A 17,355-nucleotide genomic window follows, 5' to 3' on the forward strand; every position below is an offset into this window, starting at 1 on the left:
TCACTTCCGATGCGTCCCGTCCCCGGGCGGCGTGGACCCATCCGGATTCGGCGGCTCCTCCGGCGGCGTCCACGGCGTCCCCGGCTGCCCGTCTCCCTCTCCACCGGCACGAATTCCTCGCGGAGTCTTCTCCACGGCACATCTCCTTTGCTCGGCCTTCCGCCCTATTCGCTGTCGTGTCCAGAATCCTGGGAGGCGGAGTGCGGTGTCCAGGGCGTTTCCTGTTCGCGCAAGAATTCGTCGCGAACAGCCGTGAGGAAGTCGCGCATGGCGTCGTCGGCGAGGGCGCCCGAGGAGAAGTGCTCGAATTTCTTCACGTAAAGAGCGACGTCCCTGGGATCGGTCACCGCCATTTCGGCGTGCAGCGTCTCGACCGTGACCATACGGTTGTCGCGGATGACGAAGGAGTGACCGGGTGCGTATTTTTGTGCTGCGGTGAGCGGGACGACGCGGATGTCGAGGTTGGGAAGCCCGGACAGGAAGATGAGCCTGTCCAGTTGGCCGGCCATCACCGGTGGCGGAACGAGCAGCCAGCGCAGTACGGGCTCGGTGACGACGAACCGCAGGGTCTTCGTCCTGTCGTACAGCACGCTCTGGCGATCGAGTCGCGCGGCGACCGTACGTGCCAACTGTTCGTCGCCCAGCTCCTTGCGGGAGAGCACCGCCCGCCCGTACTCGGGTGTCTGCAACAGGCCCGGAATCAGCGACGGTTGGAACAGCCGCAGCAGCGTCATCGAGTTTTCCAACGCCTTGATCTGCTGCTGCTTGCGGTGATATCCGAGACGGCGGTAGAGGCGCCAGGCGACGGCCTCTGTGGCCTCGGCCCGCGCAACGGCGAGGTACTCCGCCTTGACCTCTTCGGACACGCCCAATGCCGTGAGGATGCGCTCCACGTCGATGACGCCGGGCGCGGTGCGGCCGTTCTCGATCTTGCTCAGCTTACTGGTGGACATGACGGCGCCGCGGGCCACAGCCTTCGCTTCCTGCCCGGAGGCCTGCCGCAACGCCCGCAGCGCGGCGCCCAGTTCTGATCTGTTCACTCGCCGAACTCGGCCCACCAGTCGGTGAAGGGCCTCGCGTGTGCGAGCGCCACATCGCGGTACGCCCCGAACTCGTCGGCATCCGCCGCCTCGTGGACGTCCACGCCGAGGAACTTCCCAGCGCCGTCGTACGTCATGGCCGCCGCCGTCCTGCCGTCGAACAGCCAGAAGTCAGGGGCCTGCGGCAGCGGGTTCTCCGTCTCGGTGGTGTCGAGGATGAAGAATTCCTCACCGGCCGTCATGTTCCGCTGGTATCCCCAGCCCAGTTCGAATCGCAGGTACGGTGTGAGAGGCCGTGACAAGATGTGTACCCGATAGATGCGTTTCCCGGCCCGGGTGATCTCGCGGACCGTCGTGACCCAGTCAGCGTCTCGGTAGTCCTCCGGCTGATTCTCCCCTGCGAGGAAGGCGTGATAGGCGGTCACACCACCGGACTTGCTGTAGTCGCCCAGCGTTTCCAGCCGGAACGCTTCCCGCTCGAACTGCGAGAACATCTCGCCGAGCGTTTTAGAGGAGCCCGTCACGGATGGCCTTTCTGATCAGTTCCACAGGGATTTCGACCATGCCTTCGTGAGCGGGGATGCTCCGACCGTGCTCGGTGATGTGCGGCCCCTGCACTGCGAGGGTGCCCCGGTCGGTCACGTACAGCGTCGGACAATCGCCGTCGTCGCACGATCCGACGAGTCGTGTCAGCTCCACTGCTGCCCCCAGGGAAGAGACGGTGTCGTGTTCGATGCTCCCGAGTGACCGTCCCCCGGCGCAAGGGATGCGGGTTTCCACAACAGGAAACCCGCATGGACCGAATCACAGTCCTCCGGTTTCGCCTCGCTGGACGCTCATGTCGGCGACCTCCCGGCCACGAGCACTGAGGCCCGCTCTCTCAAGCTCGAGTGCTCCGGATCGTGCACGTCGCAGGAGACGACAGCACACAAGAAGAGGGCGGCACCCCGTACGGGTGCCGCCCTCTTCTTTCGCCATATCAGGCAATGGAGGCCGTGACCGGAATCGAACCGGCGTAACTCGCTTTGCAGGCGAGTCCCTCAACCACTCGGGCACACGGCCAGGTGTGTGTGCGGTGTGGTTCGACCTTCGCGGGTGGGGCGGGGGTGGGTCAAGGGTGGGGGAGGGGGTGCAACGGGACTGCCATACGGCGTTCATGAACGGGGGCGCGGGCCGGGGCGGGAAGGCGGCCGGGACGGAGGTGGGACGAGGGCGGGGCGTAGGGCGAAAGGCGGAGGGAAAGGGGGTCGCAGGGCAGGGGTGAAAGGGGCTGATGCCCCTTACCCTTGGCTGGTGACTGCCTCCGACACTCGCCGTGACCAGCGGCTTCCTGGAATCGACCCCGAGACCGCCCCGGCCGCGCCGGAAGGCGTGATGGGGCGGTCGTACCGCGCGCTGACCCTGGGCATCGTGTCGGTGGTGCTGATGATCGCGTTCGAGGCGACCGCGGTGGGGACGGCGATGCCGATCGCGGCGCGGGAGCTGGACGGTCTCGGGCTGTACGCGTTCGCGTTCTCGGGGTATTTCACGACGTCGCTGCTCGCGATGGTGGTCAGCGGGCAGTGGTGCGACCGGTCGGGGCCGCTGCCGCCGCTGGCGGCGGGCATCGGCGGCTTCGCGGCGGGACTGGTGATCAGCGGGACCGCGCAGTCGATGTGGCCGTTCGTGCTCGGCCGGGCCGTGCAGGGGCTCGGCGGCGGGCTCGTGATCGTCGCGCTGTACGTGGTGGTCGGCCGGGCGTATCCGGAACGGCTGCGGCCCTCGGTGATGGCCGCCTTCGCGGCGTCGTGGGTGGTGCCGTCGATCGTCGGGCCGCTGGTGTCGGGGACGGTCACCGAACACCTCGGCTGGCGCTGGGTGTTCCTGGCCATCCCGGTCCTGGTGGCGCTGCCGCTCGCCGTCATGCTGCCGCCCCTGCGGCGGGCCGCGCACGCCCCCGACCCGGCCCCCGAGACGCTGCCCGAGGCCCCCGAGCCGGTCGCGCCGCCCGTACGGGACGGGCGGCGGATCTGGTACGCGGTGGCGCTCGCGACGGGCGCGGCGCTGTTGCAGTACGCGGGCCAGGACATCAGCCCGCTCTCGGTGATACCGGCCGTCGCGGGCATCGTGCTGCTCGTACCGTCCGCGCTGCGGCTGCTGCCGCCCGGCACCTTCCGCGCGGTGCGCGGGCTGCCCACGGTGATCCTGATGCGCGGGATCGCGGCGGGCACCTTCATCGCCGCCGAGAGCTTCATCCCGCTGATGCTGGTCACCCAGCGCGGCCTGTCCGCGACCATGGCGGGTCTGTCGCTGGCGGGCGCCGGGCTCACCTGGGCGCTCGGCTCGTACGTCCAGGCCCGCCCGCGCCTGGCACCGGTCCGCGAACGCCTCGCGCAGTTCGGCATGGTGCTGTCCGCCGCCGCCATCTGCGGCGCCTCCCTCGCGCTCGTCCAGTCCGTACCGGTGTGGATCGTGGCCGTCGCCTGGTGCGCGGGCGGCCTCGGCATGGGCCTGGTCATCTCCACCCTCAGCGTGCTGATGCTGGAGCAGTCCGCCCCCGCGGAGGCCGGTGCCAACTCCGCCGCCCTCCAGGTCTCCGACGCCCTCTCCAACGTCCTCCTGGTCGCCGCCGCCGGCACCGTCTTCGCCGCCCTCGGCGGCGGCACGGTCGGCGCCACCGCCGACGCGAGCACCACCACGACGGCACACCCCGCGGCCTTCGCCGCCGTCTTCCTCCCCGCCGCCGCCCTGGCCCTCGTGGGCGCCTTCGTAGCGGCCCGCCTGCGCCCCCACCCGAAATCGGCGTGAGACCGACCGCCTGCGCCCGGGACGGCGTATCACCGTACGAGACGGCGTCCGCGCGCCCGTATGTGAGCTGAGTCGCACACGGGCGGCGCGGTGGCGTCGGGACGGGGGTGAGGGGGTGCGGCCGGTAGGCTGAGGCGGTTTTCGTACCGACCCGCCGCGAGACGAACCTCAACGGAGACCGTGACTACCACCGCCGCATCGCACCCGCACCATCTGTCTCCCGCCTTCCCCGGGCGCGCGCCCTGGGGGACGGCGAACAAGCTTCGGGCCTGGCAGCAGGGGGCCATCGACGCGTACGTCGCCAAGCAGCCGCGGGACTTCCTCGCGGTGGCGACACCCGGCGCCGGGAAGACCACCTTCGCGCTGTCGCTGGCGTCGTATCTGCTCCACAACCACCTGGTGCAGCAGATCACGGTGGTGGCGCCCACCGAGCACCTGAAGACGCAGTGGGCGGACGCGGCGGCGCGGATAGGGATCAAGCTGGACCCGGAGTACAGCGCGGGCCCCGTCGGCAAGGAGTACCACGGCGTCGCCGTGACGTACGCGGGCGTCGGGGTGCGGCCGATGCTGCACCGCAACCGCTGCGAACAGCGCAAGACGCTGGTGATCCTGGACGAGATCCACCACGCGGGCGACAGCAAGTCGTGGGGCGAAGCGTGCCTGGAGGCGTTCGACCCGGCGACGCGGCGGCTGGCGCTGACCGGGACGCCGTTCAGGTCGGACACCAACCCGATCCCCTTCGTGGTGTACGAGGAGGGCAACGACGGCATCCGCCGCAGCGCCGCCGACTACACGTACGGGTACGGCAACGCGCTCAACGACGGCGTCGTGCGCCCGGTGATCTTCCTCAGCTACAGCGGCAACATGCGCTGGCGCACCAAGGCGGGCGACGAGATCGCGGCGCGCCTGGGCGAGCCGATGACGAAGGACGCCATCGGGCAGGCGTGGCGGACCGCGCTCGCGCCGACCGGCGACTGGATCCCGAACGTGCTGAAGGCCGCCGACCAGCGGCTGACCGAGGTCCGCAAGGGCATCCCGGACGCGGGCGGCCTGGTGATCGCCACCGACCAGGACTCGGCCCGCGCCTACGCCAAGCTGCTCAAGGAGATCTCCGGGCACAAGCCGACCGTCGTGCTCTCCGACGACCCCGGCTCCTCCAAGCGGATCGAGAAGTTCAGCGAGTCCGAGGACCGGTGGATGGTCGCGGTCCGGATGGTGTCGGAGGGCGTCGACGTGCCCCGCCTCGCGGTCGGCGTGTACGCCACGACGATCTCGACGCCGCTGTTCTTCGCGCAGGCCGTGGGCCGTTTCGTACGGTCGCGGCGGCGCGGCGAGACGGCGTCGGTGTTCGTTCCGACCATCCCGATGCTGCTGGAATTCGCCAACGAGATGGAGGTCGAGCGCGACCACGTGCTCGACAAGCCCAAGAAGCAGGGCGAGGAGGACCCCTTCGCGGAGGAGGACAAGCTCCTCGCGGACGCGGAGAAGGCCGAGGACGAGGCCACCGAGGAGGACATGCTGCCCTTCGAGGCGCTGGAGTCCGACGCGGTCTTCGACCGGGTGCTGTACGACGGGGCCGAGTTCGGCATGCAGGCGCATCCGGGCAGCGAGGAGGAGCAGGACTACCTCGGCATCCCCGGACTCCTCGAACCGGACCAGGTCCAGATACTGCTGCAGAAGCGGCAGGCCCGGCAGATCGCCCACAGCCGGAAGAAGCCGGACGAAGAGGCCGATCTGCTCGAACTCCCCGCCGAGCGGCGCCCGATCGTCACCCACCGCCAACTGCTCGAACTGCGCAAGCAGTTGAACACGCTCGTGGCCGCGTACAACCATCAGAGCGGTAAGCCGCACGGGGTGATTCACACCGAATTGCGCCGTGTGTGCGGCGGGCCGCCGAGCGCCGAGGCGACGGCGGGACAGCTCGGCGAGCGGATCAAGAAGGTGCAGGAGTGGGCGACCCGAATGCGATGATGTCGGCCGTATTGTAGAGGGTGGATCTCCAAAGTCGGGTCAAGCCGACGCCCGGATTGTGGACGACCCCTTCCGCTGAGCGGTACCCGCTCGCTACGGTGCCGGTCACGCACGCGCCGTGGCAGTGCAGCCGCGGAGCGCAGCCGGTATGACGACTACCGGCGGCCTCTCCGCGCACTGCCGCGGGACCGGCAGTGCGTTACCGCCGTGGAGATGGCCGCCGCCTACGAGGAGGGGGCGTCGTGACCGCGGAGACGTCTCAAACGCTTGACCGGGGCCTGCGGGTTCTCAAGCTGCTCGCCGACACCGACCACGGCCTGACGGTGACCGAGCTGGCCGCCAAACTCGGTGTGAACCGGACGGTGGTCTACCGCTTGCTGGCCACGCTGGAGCAGCATTCGCTGGTCCGCCGTGACCTCGGCGGCCGGGCGCGCGTCGGACTGGGCGTGCTCGGTCTGGCCCACCAGGTGCACCCGCTGCTGCGCGAGGCCGCACTGCCCGCGTTGCGCTCGCTCGCCGAGGAGATCGGGGCGACCGCCCACCTGACCCTCGTCGACGGCAGTGAGGCGTTGGCCGTCGCCGTCGTGGAGCCGACCTGGACCGACTACCACGTGGCCTATCGCACCGGCTTCCGGCACCCGCTGGACCGCGGGGCCGCGGGGCGCGCCATCCTCGCCGGGCGGGGCATGCAGCCGACGCCCGACGGGTCGCGCTGGGAGCGGTTCGTCGAGGAGGAGTCCCTGGGCGCCCGCCCGGCCGAGGGGCCGCCCGCCGCCCACACCGTCACCGCCACCGAGCCGGTCCGGTACGTCCTCACCCACGGCGAGCTGGAGGCCGGCGCCAGCGGGGCCGCCGCGCCCCTCCTGGGCGTCCCCGGCATCGAGGGGAGCGTCGGCGTCGTCATGCTCGCCGACTCGGTCCCCGAGAGGGTCGGTGCGCGCGTCGTGGAGGCCGCCACGGAGGTCGCCGACGCCCTGCGCTAGGGCGCTGAGCCTCCCCACAAGGGTGCGCCCCCAGGCCCCCGGGCCCGTGCCGGGTCCTTTGCCGGGACGTCGGCTACGCGTCTTCACGGGCCCGGCCCAAGGGCGGCTCCTTTGCTGGGACGCCAGCTACGCGTTTTGGGCCGCTGCCCCGGGGCGCGGGGGACTGCGCGGGGTGCCGCGGGTCACCACCCGCCCCGGTGGGGCGGTTCGGTTGTGTCCGGGCCACCGGCCGGTGGTGGGTTGCTCGCGCAGTTCCTCGCGCCCCTGGCGGGGCGCTGGTCGTGCGTGCGTGCGGGCAGCGGGGGCCCGGCCCCGGGGCGGTTGCTTTGCCGGTCCCGGCGGGGCTGTTCGGTTGGGTCCGGGCCACCGGCCGGTGGTGGGTTGCTCGCGCAGTTCCTCGCGCCCCTGGCGGGGCGCTGGTCGTACGGGGGCGTGGCCGCGAGGGCGGGGGGTGTGAAATAGGGTCGGCGGCATGCGTAGAAGCAGCGTCTCCCGGCGGACCGTGACTCTGGCCGTCTGCGGAGCAGTCACGGCCGGGCTGCTGGCCGTCGCGGCCCTCGCCCCGCTCCCGATCTCGATCGTGGAGCCGGGGCTGACGGCGAACGTGCTGGGGGCGGACCAGGGGACTCAGGTGATCACGGTGAGCGGGACACCGGTGCGTAGGACGAGCGGGCAACTGCGGATGGTGACGATCCAGGCGACGTCACCGGACGCCTCGGTGCACGTCACCGACGTGCTGAAGGCGTGGTTCAAGAAGGACCAGGCGGCGATGCCGCGCGACTCGGTCTATCCCACCGGCGGCTCGGTGAAGGAGATCGAGAAGGCGAACCGCAAGGAGATGACCGACTCGCAGGACGCGGCGACGACGGCCGCGCTCAAGCACCTCGGGCTCTCACCGTCCAAGGTGAAGGTCGATCTCCAGCTCGCCGACGTCGGCGGCCCCAGCGCCGGGCTGCTCTTCGCACTCGGCATCATCGACAAGATCAACGGCGACGGCCACGGCGGCGACCTCACCGGCGGCCGGACCATCGCGGGCACCGGGACCATCGACGCCTCGGGCAAGGTCGGCGCGGTCGGCGGGGTGCCGCTGAAGGAGCAGGCCGCCCGCCGCGACGGCGCGACCGTCTTCCTCGTACCGCGCGGTGAGTGCTCCGACGCCAAGGCGGAGCTGCCCGACGGGCTCAGGCTGGTCCCGGTCAACGACCTGGACGGCGCGCTGGCGGCCCTGGCCGCCCTGGACAAGGGCGGAAAGCTGCCGACCTGCTAGACGGCGGCTAGACCGACGCCCGCGCGGCGCCCGGCGACACGGCGGGCTCGTCGCCGGGCTCGTCGTTCCAGTGCCGGAAGGCGGGCAGGACGAGCGGGCTCAGCGTCGTGAGCAGATAGACGGCGCTGACGGTGGCCATGGCGGTGCGCAGGCCCGCGTACTGGACGAGGAAGCCGCCGAGCAGGCCGCCCAGCGGCACGGCGACCAGGACGCCGGAGGTGACGGCGCCGAAGACGCGGCTGCGCAGCCGCTCGGGGACCAGGCGGACCATCTCGGTGCCGATCATCGGGTTCAGGACCCCGGCGGCCAGCCCGCACACCGCGCAGGTGACCAGGAGCGGGGTCAGACCGGGCACGAAGGCGGCCACGGCCGTCCGGGGGAAGCCGCTGATGAGGAACGCGCCGATGTAGAGGCCGCGTTGCGACACCCGGTGGCCGACGACGCCGTACGTCAGCGAGCCGATCAGCGCGCCGCCGCCGAAGGTCCCGGCGACCAGGCCGACGCTCACCGAACCGCCCAGGTGCTCGCGGGCGTCCACCGGCAGCAGCACCGCCGACCACGCCTGGTCCAGCGCGTTGGTCACCATCACCATCACCACGATGGCGAACAGCAGCCGCGCGGCCACCAAGTAGGCGAATCCCTCGCGCAGTTCGGCCCGGTAACTGCCGGCGGACTCCTTCGGCGGCTCCGGCGCCTCCGCCGGCGTCCGGTCCCGTACCCCGATCCCGATCAGCACCGCGGACACCGCGAAGGTCGCCGCGTCGACCAGCAGCGTATTGGTGGCGCCCATCACCGAGATGAGCACGCCAGCCAGCGGGGCGCCGAGCATACGGGCGCCGCGCGACGCGCCCTCGTACGCGCTCGACGCCCGCGCCACGGTGGTGTCGGCGCGTGCGGCGAGCCGGGGCATCAGCACCTCGCGGGCGGTCTCGCCGGGGGCGTGGAAGAGGCCGCTGACGCCGACCAGCGCGAGCAGTTCCCAGTAGCGCAGCCCGACGGTCAGATGCAGCAGCGGTACGGCCGCCATGGCCGCCGCGCACACCACGTCCGACACGACGCTCGTGACCGCGTAGCCGAGCCGGTCGATCAGCGGGCCGCCCAGGATCGCGGCGAGCACGACCGGCAGGGTGGCCGCGAAGGCGACCAGACCGGCCCGCGCCGGGCTCCCGGTGGTCTCCAGCACGAACCACGGGACGGCGACGACGGTGAGCATGTTCCCGGCGATCGAGACCACGTTGGCGGCCAGCAGCACCCCCAGCGGGCGCCGGTCGCGGGCCGGTCCCGACCCGTCGGGCCGGTGGTGGGCGTGCGGTATCGCGGTGCGTGCGGGCATGGCGAATTCCCCCGTGACGATGGGTCGTTGATACGGAGTGACGGAGCTACGGAATTACGGGCCGGTACGGACAGGGAGCCGGTACGGACAGGGAGCCGGTACGGATACGGGTACGGATACGGCTGCGCGTGCGGTGACGGCGCGCGCGGCGCGGGGGAGCGGGGTCAGTCGGACGCGATCGGGAACTCGTGGAACTGCACCCGGACCCGCTCACCCTCCGGCCCGTCCGTCTCCCGCTCGCGGAAGGACTCCACGAGCGCGTGCACCCGCTCGCTCAGCTCCACCGCGTCCTGCGGCGTGAGGCGCAGCGTGAAGCGGCTGGAGTCCCACGCCTCCTGCCAGACCTTCGGCCAGGTGTGCATCGTGCTCATCCAGGTCGCCACCTGCTCGGCGCTGCTGGTGGCGTGCTCGACCAGGAAGGTGCTCATCGCGGCGCGCACCTCGGGGTCGGGGTGCCGGACGAACTCCCCGATGCTGTCGAAGCGTTGGCCCCGGTGCACCGCCTTCCACCAGCGCTCGCGCGCGGTGCCGCGGCCGGGGTCGTCCTCGACCAGGCCGAACGAGGCGAGCTGGCGCAGGTGGTAGCTGGTCGCACCGCTGGACTCGCCGAGCCGGTCGGCCAGTTGGGAGGCCGTGGCGGGTCCTCGGTCGCGCAGCGCGGCCAGCAGCCGCATCCGCAGCGGGTGGGCGAGGCCGCGCAGCGACCTGGCGTCGAGGGTCAGCAGATCCTCGTCCGAGATCGGGCCGATCGGCACCGCGTCCTTCTTGTCCGTCATGGACACCACCTTAAGCGCGTGCAAAGCACCTTTGCAACGCTCTTTTGCAAAATAGCTTTGCATCCACCCCGGAGCCGTACCCCCGAGCCGTACCCCCGGCCCGTACCCCGCGAGCCGTACCCCCCCCGAGCCCCGCAGGGCCCCCTCACCCGTTCTTGATGAAGCCCTCCGCGATCAGCCACTTCTTCGCCACGTCGTGCGGGTCCTGCCCGTCCACGTCCACCTGGGCGTTCAGCTTCTGCGCGACCGCCGTGTCCAGCTTGGCGCTGATCGGGTCGAGGAGCTTGGCGATGGCCGGGTACTTCTTGAACGCCTTGCTGTAGATGACGGGCGCCGCGTTGTAGTTGGGGAAGAAGTGCTTGTCGTCCTCCATGACGGTCAGGTGCATCGACTGGATGCGGCCGTCGGTGGTGTACACCTCGCCCAGCAGGCAGGAACCGCTCTTGTTCACCTGGGTGTAGATGATCCCCGCGTCCATCTTCTGGATCCGCGAGCTGGGGATGTCCATGTCGTACGCCTTCATCATGCCGGGCAGCCCGTCCTGCCGGGAGGCGAACTCGTTCTCCACGCACAGCGTCACGGCCTTGGGGTCCTTCTTCGCCAGCGCGGCCACGTCGGAGAGCGTCTTGAGGTGGTACTTCGCGTTGTTGCGCTGGCTGACGGCGAGCGAGTACGTGTTGTTCAGCGTGGACGGCGGCAGCCAGGTCAGGCCGTTCTTCAGGTCCGCGTCGTGCACGGCCTGCCACTGCGCCTGGGGGTTCTTGATGGGTTCCGTGTGCCCCAGATACGTGATCCAGGCGGTGCCGGTGTACTCGTACATCGCGTCCGCCTGACCGGACTTGACCGCCTCGCGGGCGCCGATCGAGCCGGTGATGTTCGTCCGGTCCAGCACGCTCGCGCCCGCCGCCTTGAAGGCGAGGCCGATCATCTCGCCCAGGATGATGTTCTCGCTGAAGTTCTTGGACGTGATCACCAGGTGGGCGCCCTTGAGGGGTTCGCCCTGCCCGATCGAGCCCGGCTTGACGTTGTCCACCAGCGGGCTGCCGCTGGTCAGCCCGCAGGACGCCAGCAGGGCGGCGCCGCAGAGCGCCACGAGCCCCGTACGCCGCCGCGTCACGCCGTCACCTCCAGGCCGCGGGGGCGCATCAACTGCTCGGCGACCGAGGCCAGCCAGTCCACGAACAGCGCGAGCACCACCGTCAGCACCGAGCCGAGGATCAGCACCGGCATCCGCTGGTTGACGATGCCGGAGGTGATCAGGTCGCCGAGGCCGCCGCCCCCGCCGAAGGTGGCCAGCGTGGCGGTGCCGACGTTGAGCACCAGCGCGGTCCGCACGCCCGCGAGGATCAGCGGTACGGCGAGCGGCAGTTCGACCTTGGCGAGCACGCCGGGCGCCGACATGCCGATGCCGCGCGCGGCCTCCACCAGCGTCGGGTCGATGGCCTTGAGCCCCGCGACGGTGTTGGAGAGCACCGGCAGCACCGCGTAGGCCACGATGCCGATGATCGCGGTGCGGGCGCCGATGCCCAGCCAGATCACCAGCAGCGCCAGCAGGCCGATCGCCGGGGTGGCCTGGCCGATGTTGGCGAGCGCGGTCACGAACGGCGCGACCCTGCGCAGCCGCCGCCGGGTCAGCGCGATGCCGACGGGGATGGCGATCACCAGCACCCAGAAGGTGGAGATCGCGGTCAGCTTCACGTGCTGCCAGAGCCGGAGCTGCACATTGCCGTCGTCGAGCGAATTCTTCTCGATCGCGTCCAGGTGGATGTTGGTGATCCACAGATACGTGGCGAGCAGCACGGCGGCCAGCACGACCGGGGTGAACACCAGCTTCCGCCACGTCAGTTTGGGCTTCGGCCTGGTCGCGGCGGGCGCGGGCCCGCCCTCGTGCTCCTCGTGCTCCGTACCGCCGTCGTCGTCGCGGAAGGCCAGGCCGCGCACGTCGTGCTCGCCGGGGGGACGGCGCTCCCCGGCGTCGCGGGTGTCCCGGCCCGACGGGTGGGACCGGCCGCCGTCGGCGCGGCTGGCCCCCGTCGCGCGGTCCGGGCTGTCCGGGCTCATGACGCCGGCTCCGCGCCCGCCGCGCCCTCCTGCTCGGCGCGTGCCCGCTCCTCCTCGTGCCCCTGCCCGGCCTGCGACTCGGCCAGTTCGTGCTGGTGCTCCATCGCGGTCAGCCGGTCGGCCTCCAGCATCTCCTGCACCGAGTTCATCAGCGTCTCCATGTCGACCACGCCCACGAATTCGCCGCGTCGCCCGGTCACCGCCACCCGCCCGCCGCTGTCGGTCAGCACCGCCTCCAGCGCGTCCCGCAGCGTCGCGTCCCGCGTCACCGTGTCGTGCACGACCGTGCCCGCCCGCGCCAACGACCCCTTGGCGCGCATCAGATCGCCGCGCCGCAGCCACTTGTACGGGCGGCGCCGCCGGTCGAGCAGCAGCAGTTCGTTGTGCTGGCTGGTGCGCAGCCGCTCGAAGATCGACTGCAACGGCTCGTCGACGCCCACCGCGGGGAATTCGGCGATGCCGACATCGCGCACGCGGGTGAGATTGAGCCGCTTGAGCGCCGCGCCGGCGCCGACGAAGCCGGACACGAAGTCGTCGGCCGGGTTGGTGAGAATGGCCTCCGGCGTGTCGAACTGGGCGATGTGCGAGTGCTCGCGGAGCACCGCGATCCGGTCACCGAGCTTGATGGCCTCGTCGAAGTCGTGCGTGACGAAGACGATCGTCTTGTGCAACTCGTGCTGGAGCCTGATCAGTTCGTCCTGGAGGTGGTCGCGGGTGATCGGGTCGACCGCGCCGAACGGCTCGTCCATCAGCAGCACCGGCGGGTCGGCCGCCAACGCCCGTGCCACGCCCACGCGTTGCTGCTGTCCGCCGGAGAGCTGGCGCGGGTAGCGGCCGTGGAACTCCCGCGGGTCCAGGCCCACCAGGTCGAGCATCTCCTCGACCCGGTCCTTGACCCGCGACTTGCTCCAGCCGACCATCTTCGGCACCAGCGCGATGTTCTCCGCGACCGTCATGTGCGGGAAGAGACCGGACGACTGGATGGCGTACCCGACCTTGCGGCGCAGCTTGACCGGGTCGATCGCGGTGACGTCCTCGTCGTTGATCCTGATCCGCCCGGACGACGGCTCGATCAGCCGGTTGATCATCTTCAGCGTGGTGGACTTGCCGCAGCCGGAAGGGCCCACGAAGATCACCGTCTCACCGGCCTTGATCTCCATGCTGACGCTGTCCACGGCCGGGTCCTGGCTGCCCGGATAGCGCTTGGTCAGGTTCTCCAGCTCGATGGTGGCGCCCGCCACCCCGGCGGGCGCCGGCTGCTCCCGGTCCTGCGGTGACCACTGCTCAGACACGGATCCCCCTCGGAATGGTCAGACGGCCGATGCCCACGTACGCGGCGTCGAAGAGCAGCGCGAGGACGATGATGCCGAGCGTGCCGGACAGCACCTCGTTGAGCGCGTTGGCGCTGCCCAGCGACGCGATGCCGCGGAAGATCTCGTTGCCGAGGCCGGGGCCCGAGGCGTACGCGGCCACCGCCGCGATACCCATCAGCATCTGGGTGGCGACCCGGATACCGGTCAGGATCGGCGGCCAGGCCAGCGGCAGCTCCACCCGCAGCAGCCGGGCCACCCGCGACATGCCGATGCCCTTGGCCGCGTCCACCAGCGCCGGGTCCACACCGCGCAGCCCGACGATGGAGTTGCGGACGACCGGCAGCAGCCCGTACAGCGTCAGCGCGGTCACCGTCGGCGGCACGCCCAGGCCCAGGACCGGGATCAGCAGACCGATCAGTGCCAGCGACGGGATGGTGAGGATGGTCGCGGTCGAGGTGACCGCGAGATTGCCCGCCCAGTCGCTGCGGTAGGTCAGGACACCGATCAGGACGCCGATCACGGTCGCGAGCACCATGCACTGGAACACCGCGCTGGCGTGCTGGAAGGCGTCGGTGAGCAGTTGCTGGTGCCGGTTGGAGAGGTACTGCCAGAAGCTCACCGCGCCGCCACCTCCCCGTCTCCTTCGACCGCGTGGCGCGTCTACGTGTCGCGCGCCGCCTGCTCCACCAGCGGGATGATCCGCAGCGGGACCGGGTTCTCCATGACGATGGCCGTGGCGGCCCGGACAATCCCATCAAAGCCGACAACGCGGTCGATCACCCGCTGGAGATCGGCGTTGGAACGGGCCACCAGACGGCAGAGCATGTCGCCCTGACCGGTCGTGGTGTGCAGCTCCAGCACCTCCGGCACGGTGGTCAAGTGCGCCCGTACGTCGGCCCCTTGGCCCTGCTTGATCTCCAGCGTGGCGAACGCCGTCACCGGATAGCCGAGCGCCGCCGGGTCCACCTGCGGGCCGAAGCCGCGGATCACCCCATTGGCCCTCAGCCGGTCGAGCCGCGCCTGCACCGTGCCGCGCGCCACCCCCAGCCGCCGGGACGCCTCCAGCACGCCGATCCGCGGCTCCCGGTCCAGCAGCGTGATCAGCCGCCCGTCCAGCGCGTCGATCCCCATACCCCGCCGCCTTCCGTGGTCATGCTGCACAGATTGACCCGTCGATCCTCGCTTCCGCTGTACAGACTGTCCACTGAAATCCGGAACTATTGCGCACCCTGACAAGCGGCGGGACGCTTTTGTCATGACTGAGACCCAGGATGCTTTCCCGGTAAAGGGCATGGACGCCGTCGTCTTCGCCGTGGGCAACGCCAAACAGGCCGCGCACTACTACTCCACCGCTTTCGGCATGCGCCGCGTCGCCTACTCGGGACCCGAGAACGGCAGCCGCGAGACCGCCTCCTACGTCCTGGAGTCGGGCGGCGCGCGCTTCGTGTTCACCTCCGTCATCAAGCCCGCCACCGACCACGGCCGCTTCCTGGCCGACCACGTCGCCGCCCACGGCGACGGCGTCGTCGACCTCGCCCTGGAGGTCCCCGACGCGCGCGCCGCGTACGCGTACGCCGTCGAGCACGGCGCCACCGGCCTCACCGAGCCGTACGAGCTGAAGGACGACCACGGCACCGTCGTGCTCGCCGCCATCGCCACGTACGGCCAGACCCGGCACACCCTGGTCGACCGCACCGGCTACGACGGCCCCTACATGCCGGGCTTCGTCGCCGCCGAGCCGGTGGTCGAGCCCCCGGCGCGGCGCTTCTTCCAGGCCATCGACCACTGCGTCGGCAATGTCGAACTCGGCCGGATGAACGAGTGGGTGGCCTTCTACAACCGGGTCATGGGCTTCACCAACATGAAGGAATTCGTCGGCGACGACATCGCCACCGAGTACTCGGCGCTGATGTCCAAGGTCGTGGCCGACGGCACGCTCAAGGTGAAGTTCCCGCTCAACGAGCCGGCCGTCGCCAAGAAGAAGTCCCAGATCGACGAGTACCTGGAGTTCTACGGCGGCCCCGGCGTCCAGCACATCGCGCTGGCCACCAATGACATCGTCGCCTCCGTACGCGCCATGCGCGCCGCCGGTGTCGAATTCCTCGACACCCCCGACTCCTACTACGACACCCTCGGCGAGTGGGCGGGCGAGACCCGCGTCCCCGTCGAGACACTGCGCGAACTCAAGCTCCTCGTGGACCGCGACGAGGACGGCTACCTGCTCCAGATCTTCACCAAGCCGGTCCAGGACCGCCCGACCGTCTTCTTCGAGATGATCGAGCGCCACGGCTCCATGGGCTTCGGCAAGGGCAACTTCAAGGCCCTGTTCGAGGCGATCGAGCGGGAGCAGGAGCTGCGCGGCAACCTCTGATCTCACCCTGTGGTCTCGTGGGGGTCCCGCCCTTGAGGGCGGGGCCCCGGCCTGTCAGGGTGAACACATGCACGATGAACTGATCACCGCACTGCGCGGCGGCCTGCCGCCGGAGGCGGTACTGACCGACCCCGACGTCGTCGCGGCGTACTCCCAGGACATGGCGAGCTTCTCCGCCGTCGGCACCCCGGCGGCGGTCGTGCTGCCCCGCAGCACCGAGGACGTGCAGCACGTCATGCGGACCGCGACCGCGCACCGGGCGCCGGTCGTACCGCAGGGGGCGCGGACCGGGCTGTCCGGCGGCGCCAACGCCATGGACGGCTGCATCGTGCTCTCGATGGTGAAGATGGACCGCATCCTGGAGATCGACACGGTCGACCGGATCGCCGTGGTCGAACCGGGCGTCGTCAACGCCGTGCTGTCCCGGGCGGTCGGCGAGCACGGCCTGTCCTACCCGCCGGACCCGTCGAGCTGGGAACAGTGCACGATCGGCGGCAACATCGGCACCGGCGCGGGCGGCCTGTGCTGCGTGAAGTACGGGGTGACGGCCGAGTACGTCCTCGGCCTCGAGGTGGTGCTGGCCGACGGGCGGCTGCTGACCACCGGGCGGCGCACCGCCAAGGGCGTGGCGGGATACGACCTCACGCGGCTCTTCGTCGGCTCCGAGGGCACCCTCGGCATCGTCGTGAAGGCGGTCCTCGCGCTGCGGCCCGCGCCGCCGCGCCAGCTCGCCATGGTCGCCGAATTCCCGTCGGCCGCCGCGGCCTGCGCCGCCGTCTGCTCGATCATGGAGAGCGGCCATGTGCCGTCGCTGCTGGAGCTGATGGACGGCACGACCATCCGCGCGGTCAACGCGATGGCGAACATGGGCCTGCCCGAGACCACCGAGGCCATGCTGCTCGCCGCCTTCGACACCGCGGACCCGGCCGCCGACCTCGCCGCGGTCGGCGAGCTGTGCACGGCGGCGGGCGCCACCGACGTGGTGCCCGCGGAGGACAGCGCCGAGTCCGAGATGCTGCTCCAGGCGCGCCGCCTGTCGCTGACGGCGCTGGAGACGATCTCGACGGCCATGATGATCGACGACGTGTGCGTACCGCGCGCGAAGCTCGGCGAGATGCTGGACGGCGTCGCGGACATCTCGGCCAAGTTCGGCCTGACGATCGGGGTGTGCGCGCACGCGGGCGACGGCAACACCCACCCCGTGGTCTGCTTCGACGCGCACGACCCCGACGAGGCCCTGCGGGCCCGCGAGTCCTTCGACGAGATCATGGCGCTCGGTCTCGCGCTCGGCGGCACCATCACCGGCGAGCACGGCGTCGGCCTGCTCAAAAAGGACTGGCTGGCCCGCGAACTCGGCCCCACCGGCGTCGAGTTGCAGCGCGGCGTGAAGGCCGTCTTCGACCCGCTCGGGCTGCTGAATCCGGGCAAGCTGTTCTGAGGGCCGCGCCGGGCG

The 17,355-nt window shown here is 70.8% G+C and carries 16 protein-coding genes and 1 tRNA gene; 6 read left to right on the plus strand and 11 right to left on the minus strand.

Going from position 1 to position 17,355, the window contains the following annotated elements; translation table 11 throughout:
• Positions 1–164: 164 nt before the first annotated feature.
• From ACZ4EF_RS30675 to ACZ4EF_RS30690, 4 genes are all read right to left on the minus strand, one after another.
• Positions 165–1,040, minus strand: a complete 876-nt coding sequence (locus tag ACZ4EF_RS30675) for a helix-turn-helix domain-containing protein (protein WP_467507325.1) — start codon at positions 1,038–1,040, stop codon at positions 165–167.
• Positions 1,037–1,564, minus strand: a complete 528-nt coding sequence (locus ACZ4EF_RS30680) for a DUF6879 family protein (protein WP_467507327.1) — start codon at positions 1,562–1,564, stop codon at positions 1,037–1,039. The genes ACZ4EF_RS30675 and ACZ4EF_RS30680 overlap by 4 nt, the downstream gene beginning before the upstream one ends.
• Positions 1,548–1,739, minus strand: coding sequence for a hypothetical protein (locus tag ACZ4EF_RS30685; RefSeq protein WP_355343280.1), 192 nt, complete (start codon positions 1,737–1,739; stop codon positions 1,548–1,550). Before ACZ4EF_RS30685 ends, ACZ4EF_RS30680 begins: the two co-directional genes overlap by 17 nt.
• Before the next feature lie 288 nt (positions 1,740–2,027).
• Positions 2,028–2,102, minus strand: a tRNA-Cys gene (locus ACZ4EF_RS30690).
• A 312-nt stretch (positions 2,103–2,414) separates the two neighbouring features.
• Between ACZ4EF_RS30690 and ACZ4EF_RS30695 the strand changes: the two genes are divergently transcribed.
• The 4 genes from ACZ4EF_RS30695 (at position 2,415) to ACZ4EF_RS30710 (ending at position 8,048) form a co-directional block, all read left to right on the plus strand.
• Positions 2,415–3,827, plus strand: coding sequence for an MFS transporter (locus ACZ4EF_RS30695; RefSeq protein ID WP_467507361.1), 1,413 nt, complete (start codon positions 2,415–2,417; stop codon positions 3,825–3,827).
• A 180-nt stretch (positions 3,828–4,007) separates the two neighbouring features.
• Complete coding sequence (locus tag ACZ4EF_RS30700) at positions 4,008–5,798, plus strand: DEAD/DEAH box helicase (protein ID WP_467507329.1); 1,791 nt, start codon at positions 4,008–4,010, stop codon at positions 5,796–5,798.
• Positions 5,799–6,040: 242 nt separating this feature from the next.
• Positions 6,041–6,781: an IclR family transcriptional regulator gene (locus tag ACZ4EF_RS30705; protein WP_355343033.1), complete on the plus strand. Its 741-nt coding sequence runs from the start codon at positions 6,041–6,043 to the stop codon at positions 6,779–6,781.
• A gap of 472 nt (positions 6,782–7,253) precedes the next feature.
• Positions 7,254–8,048 (plus strand): S16 family serine protease, encoded by a 795-nt coding sequence (locus ACZ4EF_RS30710; protein ID WP_355343036.1) that lies wholly within the window; start codon positions 7,254–7,256, stop codon positions 8,046–8,048.
• Positions 8,049–8,055: 7 nt separating this feature from the next.
• On the opposite strand, the gene ACZ4EF_RS30715 is transcribed toward ACZ4EF_RS30710, so the two are convergent.
• The 7 genes from ACZ4EF_RS30715 to ACZ4EF_RS30745 all read right to left on the minus strand — a co-directional run bounded on the left by ACZ4EF_RS30715 (position 8,056) and on the right by ACZ4EF_RS30745 (position 14,662).
• The gene (locus ACZ4EF_RS30715) at positions 8,056–9,381 is read right to left on the minus strand and encodes an MFS transporter (RefSeq protein WP_355343039.1); all 1,326 of its coding nucleotides are present in this window, start codon (positions 9,379–9,381) and stop codon (positions 8,056–8,058) included.
• A gap of 164 nt (positions 9,382–9,545) precedes the next feature.
• Positions 9,546–10,157, minus strand: a complete 612-nt coding sequence (locus ACZ4EF_RS30720; protein ID WP_188284047.1) for a winged helix-turn-helix domain-containing protein — start codon at positions 10,155–10,157, stop codon at positions 9,546–9,548.
• Positions 10,158–10,302: 145 nt separating this feature from the next.
• Positions 10,303–11,274 (minus strand): glycine betaine ABC transporter substrate-binding protein, encoded by a 972-nt coding sequence (locus ACZ4EF_RS30725; RefSeq protein ID WP_391163964.1) that lies wholly within the window; start codon positions 11,272–11,274, stop codon positions 10,303–10,305.
• A complete protein-coding gene (locus ACZ4EF_RS30730; protein ID WP_391163963.1) occupies positions 11,271–12,218 on the minus strand; it encodes an ABC transporter permease in 948 nt (315 codons plus the stop codon). The genes ACZ4EF_RS30725 and ACZ4EF_RS30730 overlap by 4 nt, the downstream gene beginning before the upstream one ends.
• Complete coding sequence (locus ACZ4EF_RS30735) at positions 12,215–13,510, minus strand: betaine/proline/choline family ABC transporter ATP-binding protein (RefSeq protein WP_467507333.1); 1,296 nt, start codon at positions 13,508–13,510, stop codon at positions 12,215–12,217. The genes ACZ4EF_RS30730 and ACZ4EF_RS30735 overlap by 4 nt, the downstream gene beginning before the upstream one ends.
• Complete coding sequence (locus ACZ4EF_RS30740; RefSeq protein ID WP_355343051.1) at positions 13,503–14,150, minus strand: ABC transporter permease; 648 nt, start codon at positions 14,148–14,150, stop codon at positions 13,503–13,505. Before ACZ4EF_RS30740 ends, ACZ4EF_RS30735 begins: the two co-directional genes overlap by 8 nt.
• A gap of 41 nt (positions 14,151–14,191) precedes the next feature.
• Positions 14,192–14,662 (minus strand): Lrp/AsnC family transcriptional regulator, encoded by a 471-nt coding sequence (locus ACZ4EF_RS30745; protein ID WP_093716663.1) that lies wholly within the window; start codon positions 14,660–14,662, stop codon positions 14,192–14,194.
• Positions 14,663–14,786: 124 nt separating this feature from the next.
• On the opposite strand from ACZ4EF_RS30745, the gene hppD reads away from it, so the two are divergent.
• Entirely contained in the window at positions 14,787–15,902 is a 1,116-nt protein-coding gene (gene hppD, locus ACZ4EF_RS30750; RefSeq protein WP_355343054.1) for a 4-hydroxyphenylpyruvate dioxygenase, read from the plus strand.
• 67 nt (positions 15,903–15,969) lie between these two features.
• Positions 15,970–17,340 carry an FAD-binding oxidoreductase gene (locus tag ACZ4EF_RS30755; protein WP_467507336.1) on the plus strand — a complete coding sequence of 457 codons (1,371 nt, stop codon included), beginning with the start codon at positions 15,970–15,972 and terminating at the stop codon, positions 17,338–17,340.
• Positions 17,341–17,355 lie beyond the last annotated feature (15 nt).

The sequence above is a fragment of the Streptomyces sp. NPDC025721 genome, assembly GCF_055558595.1.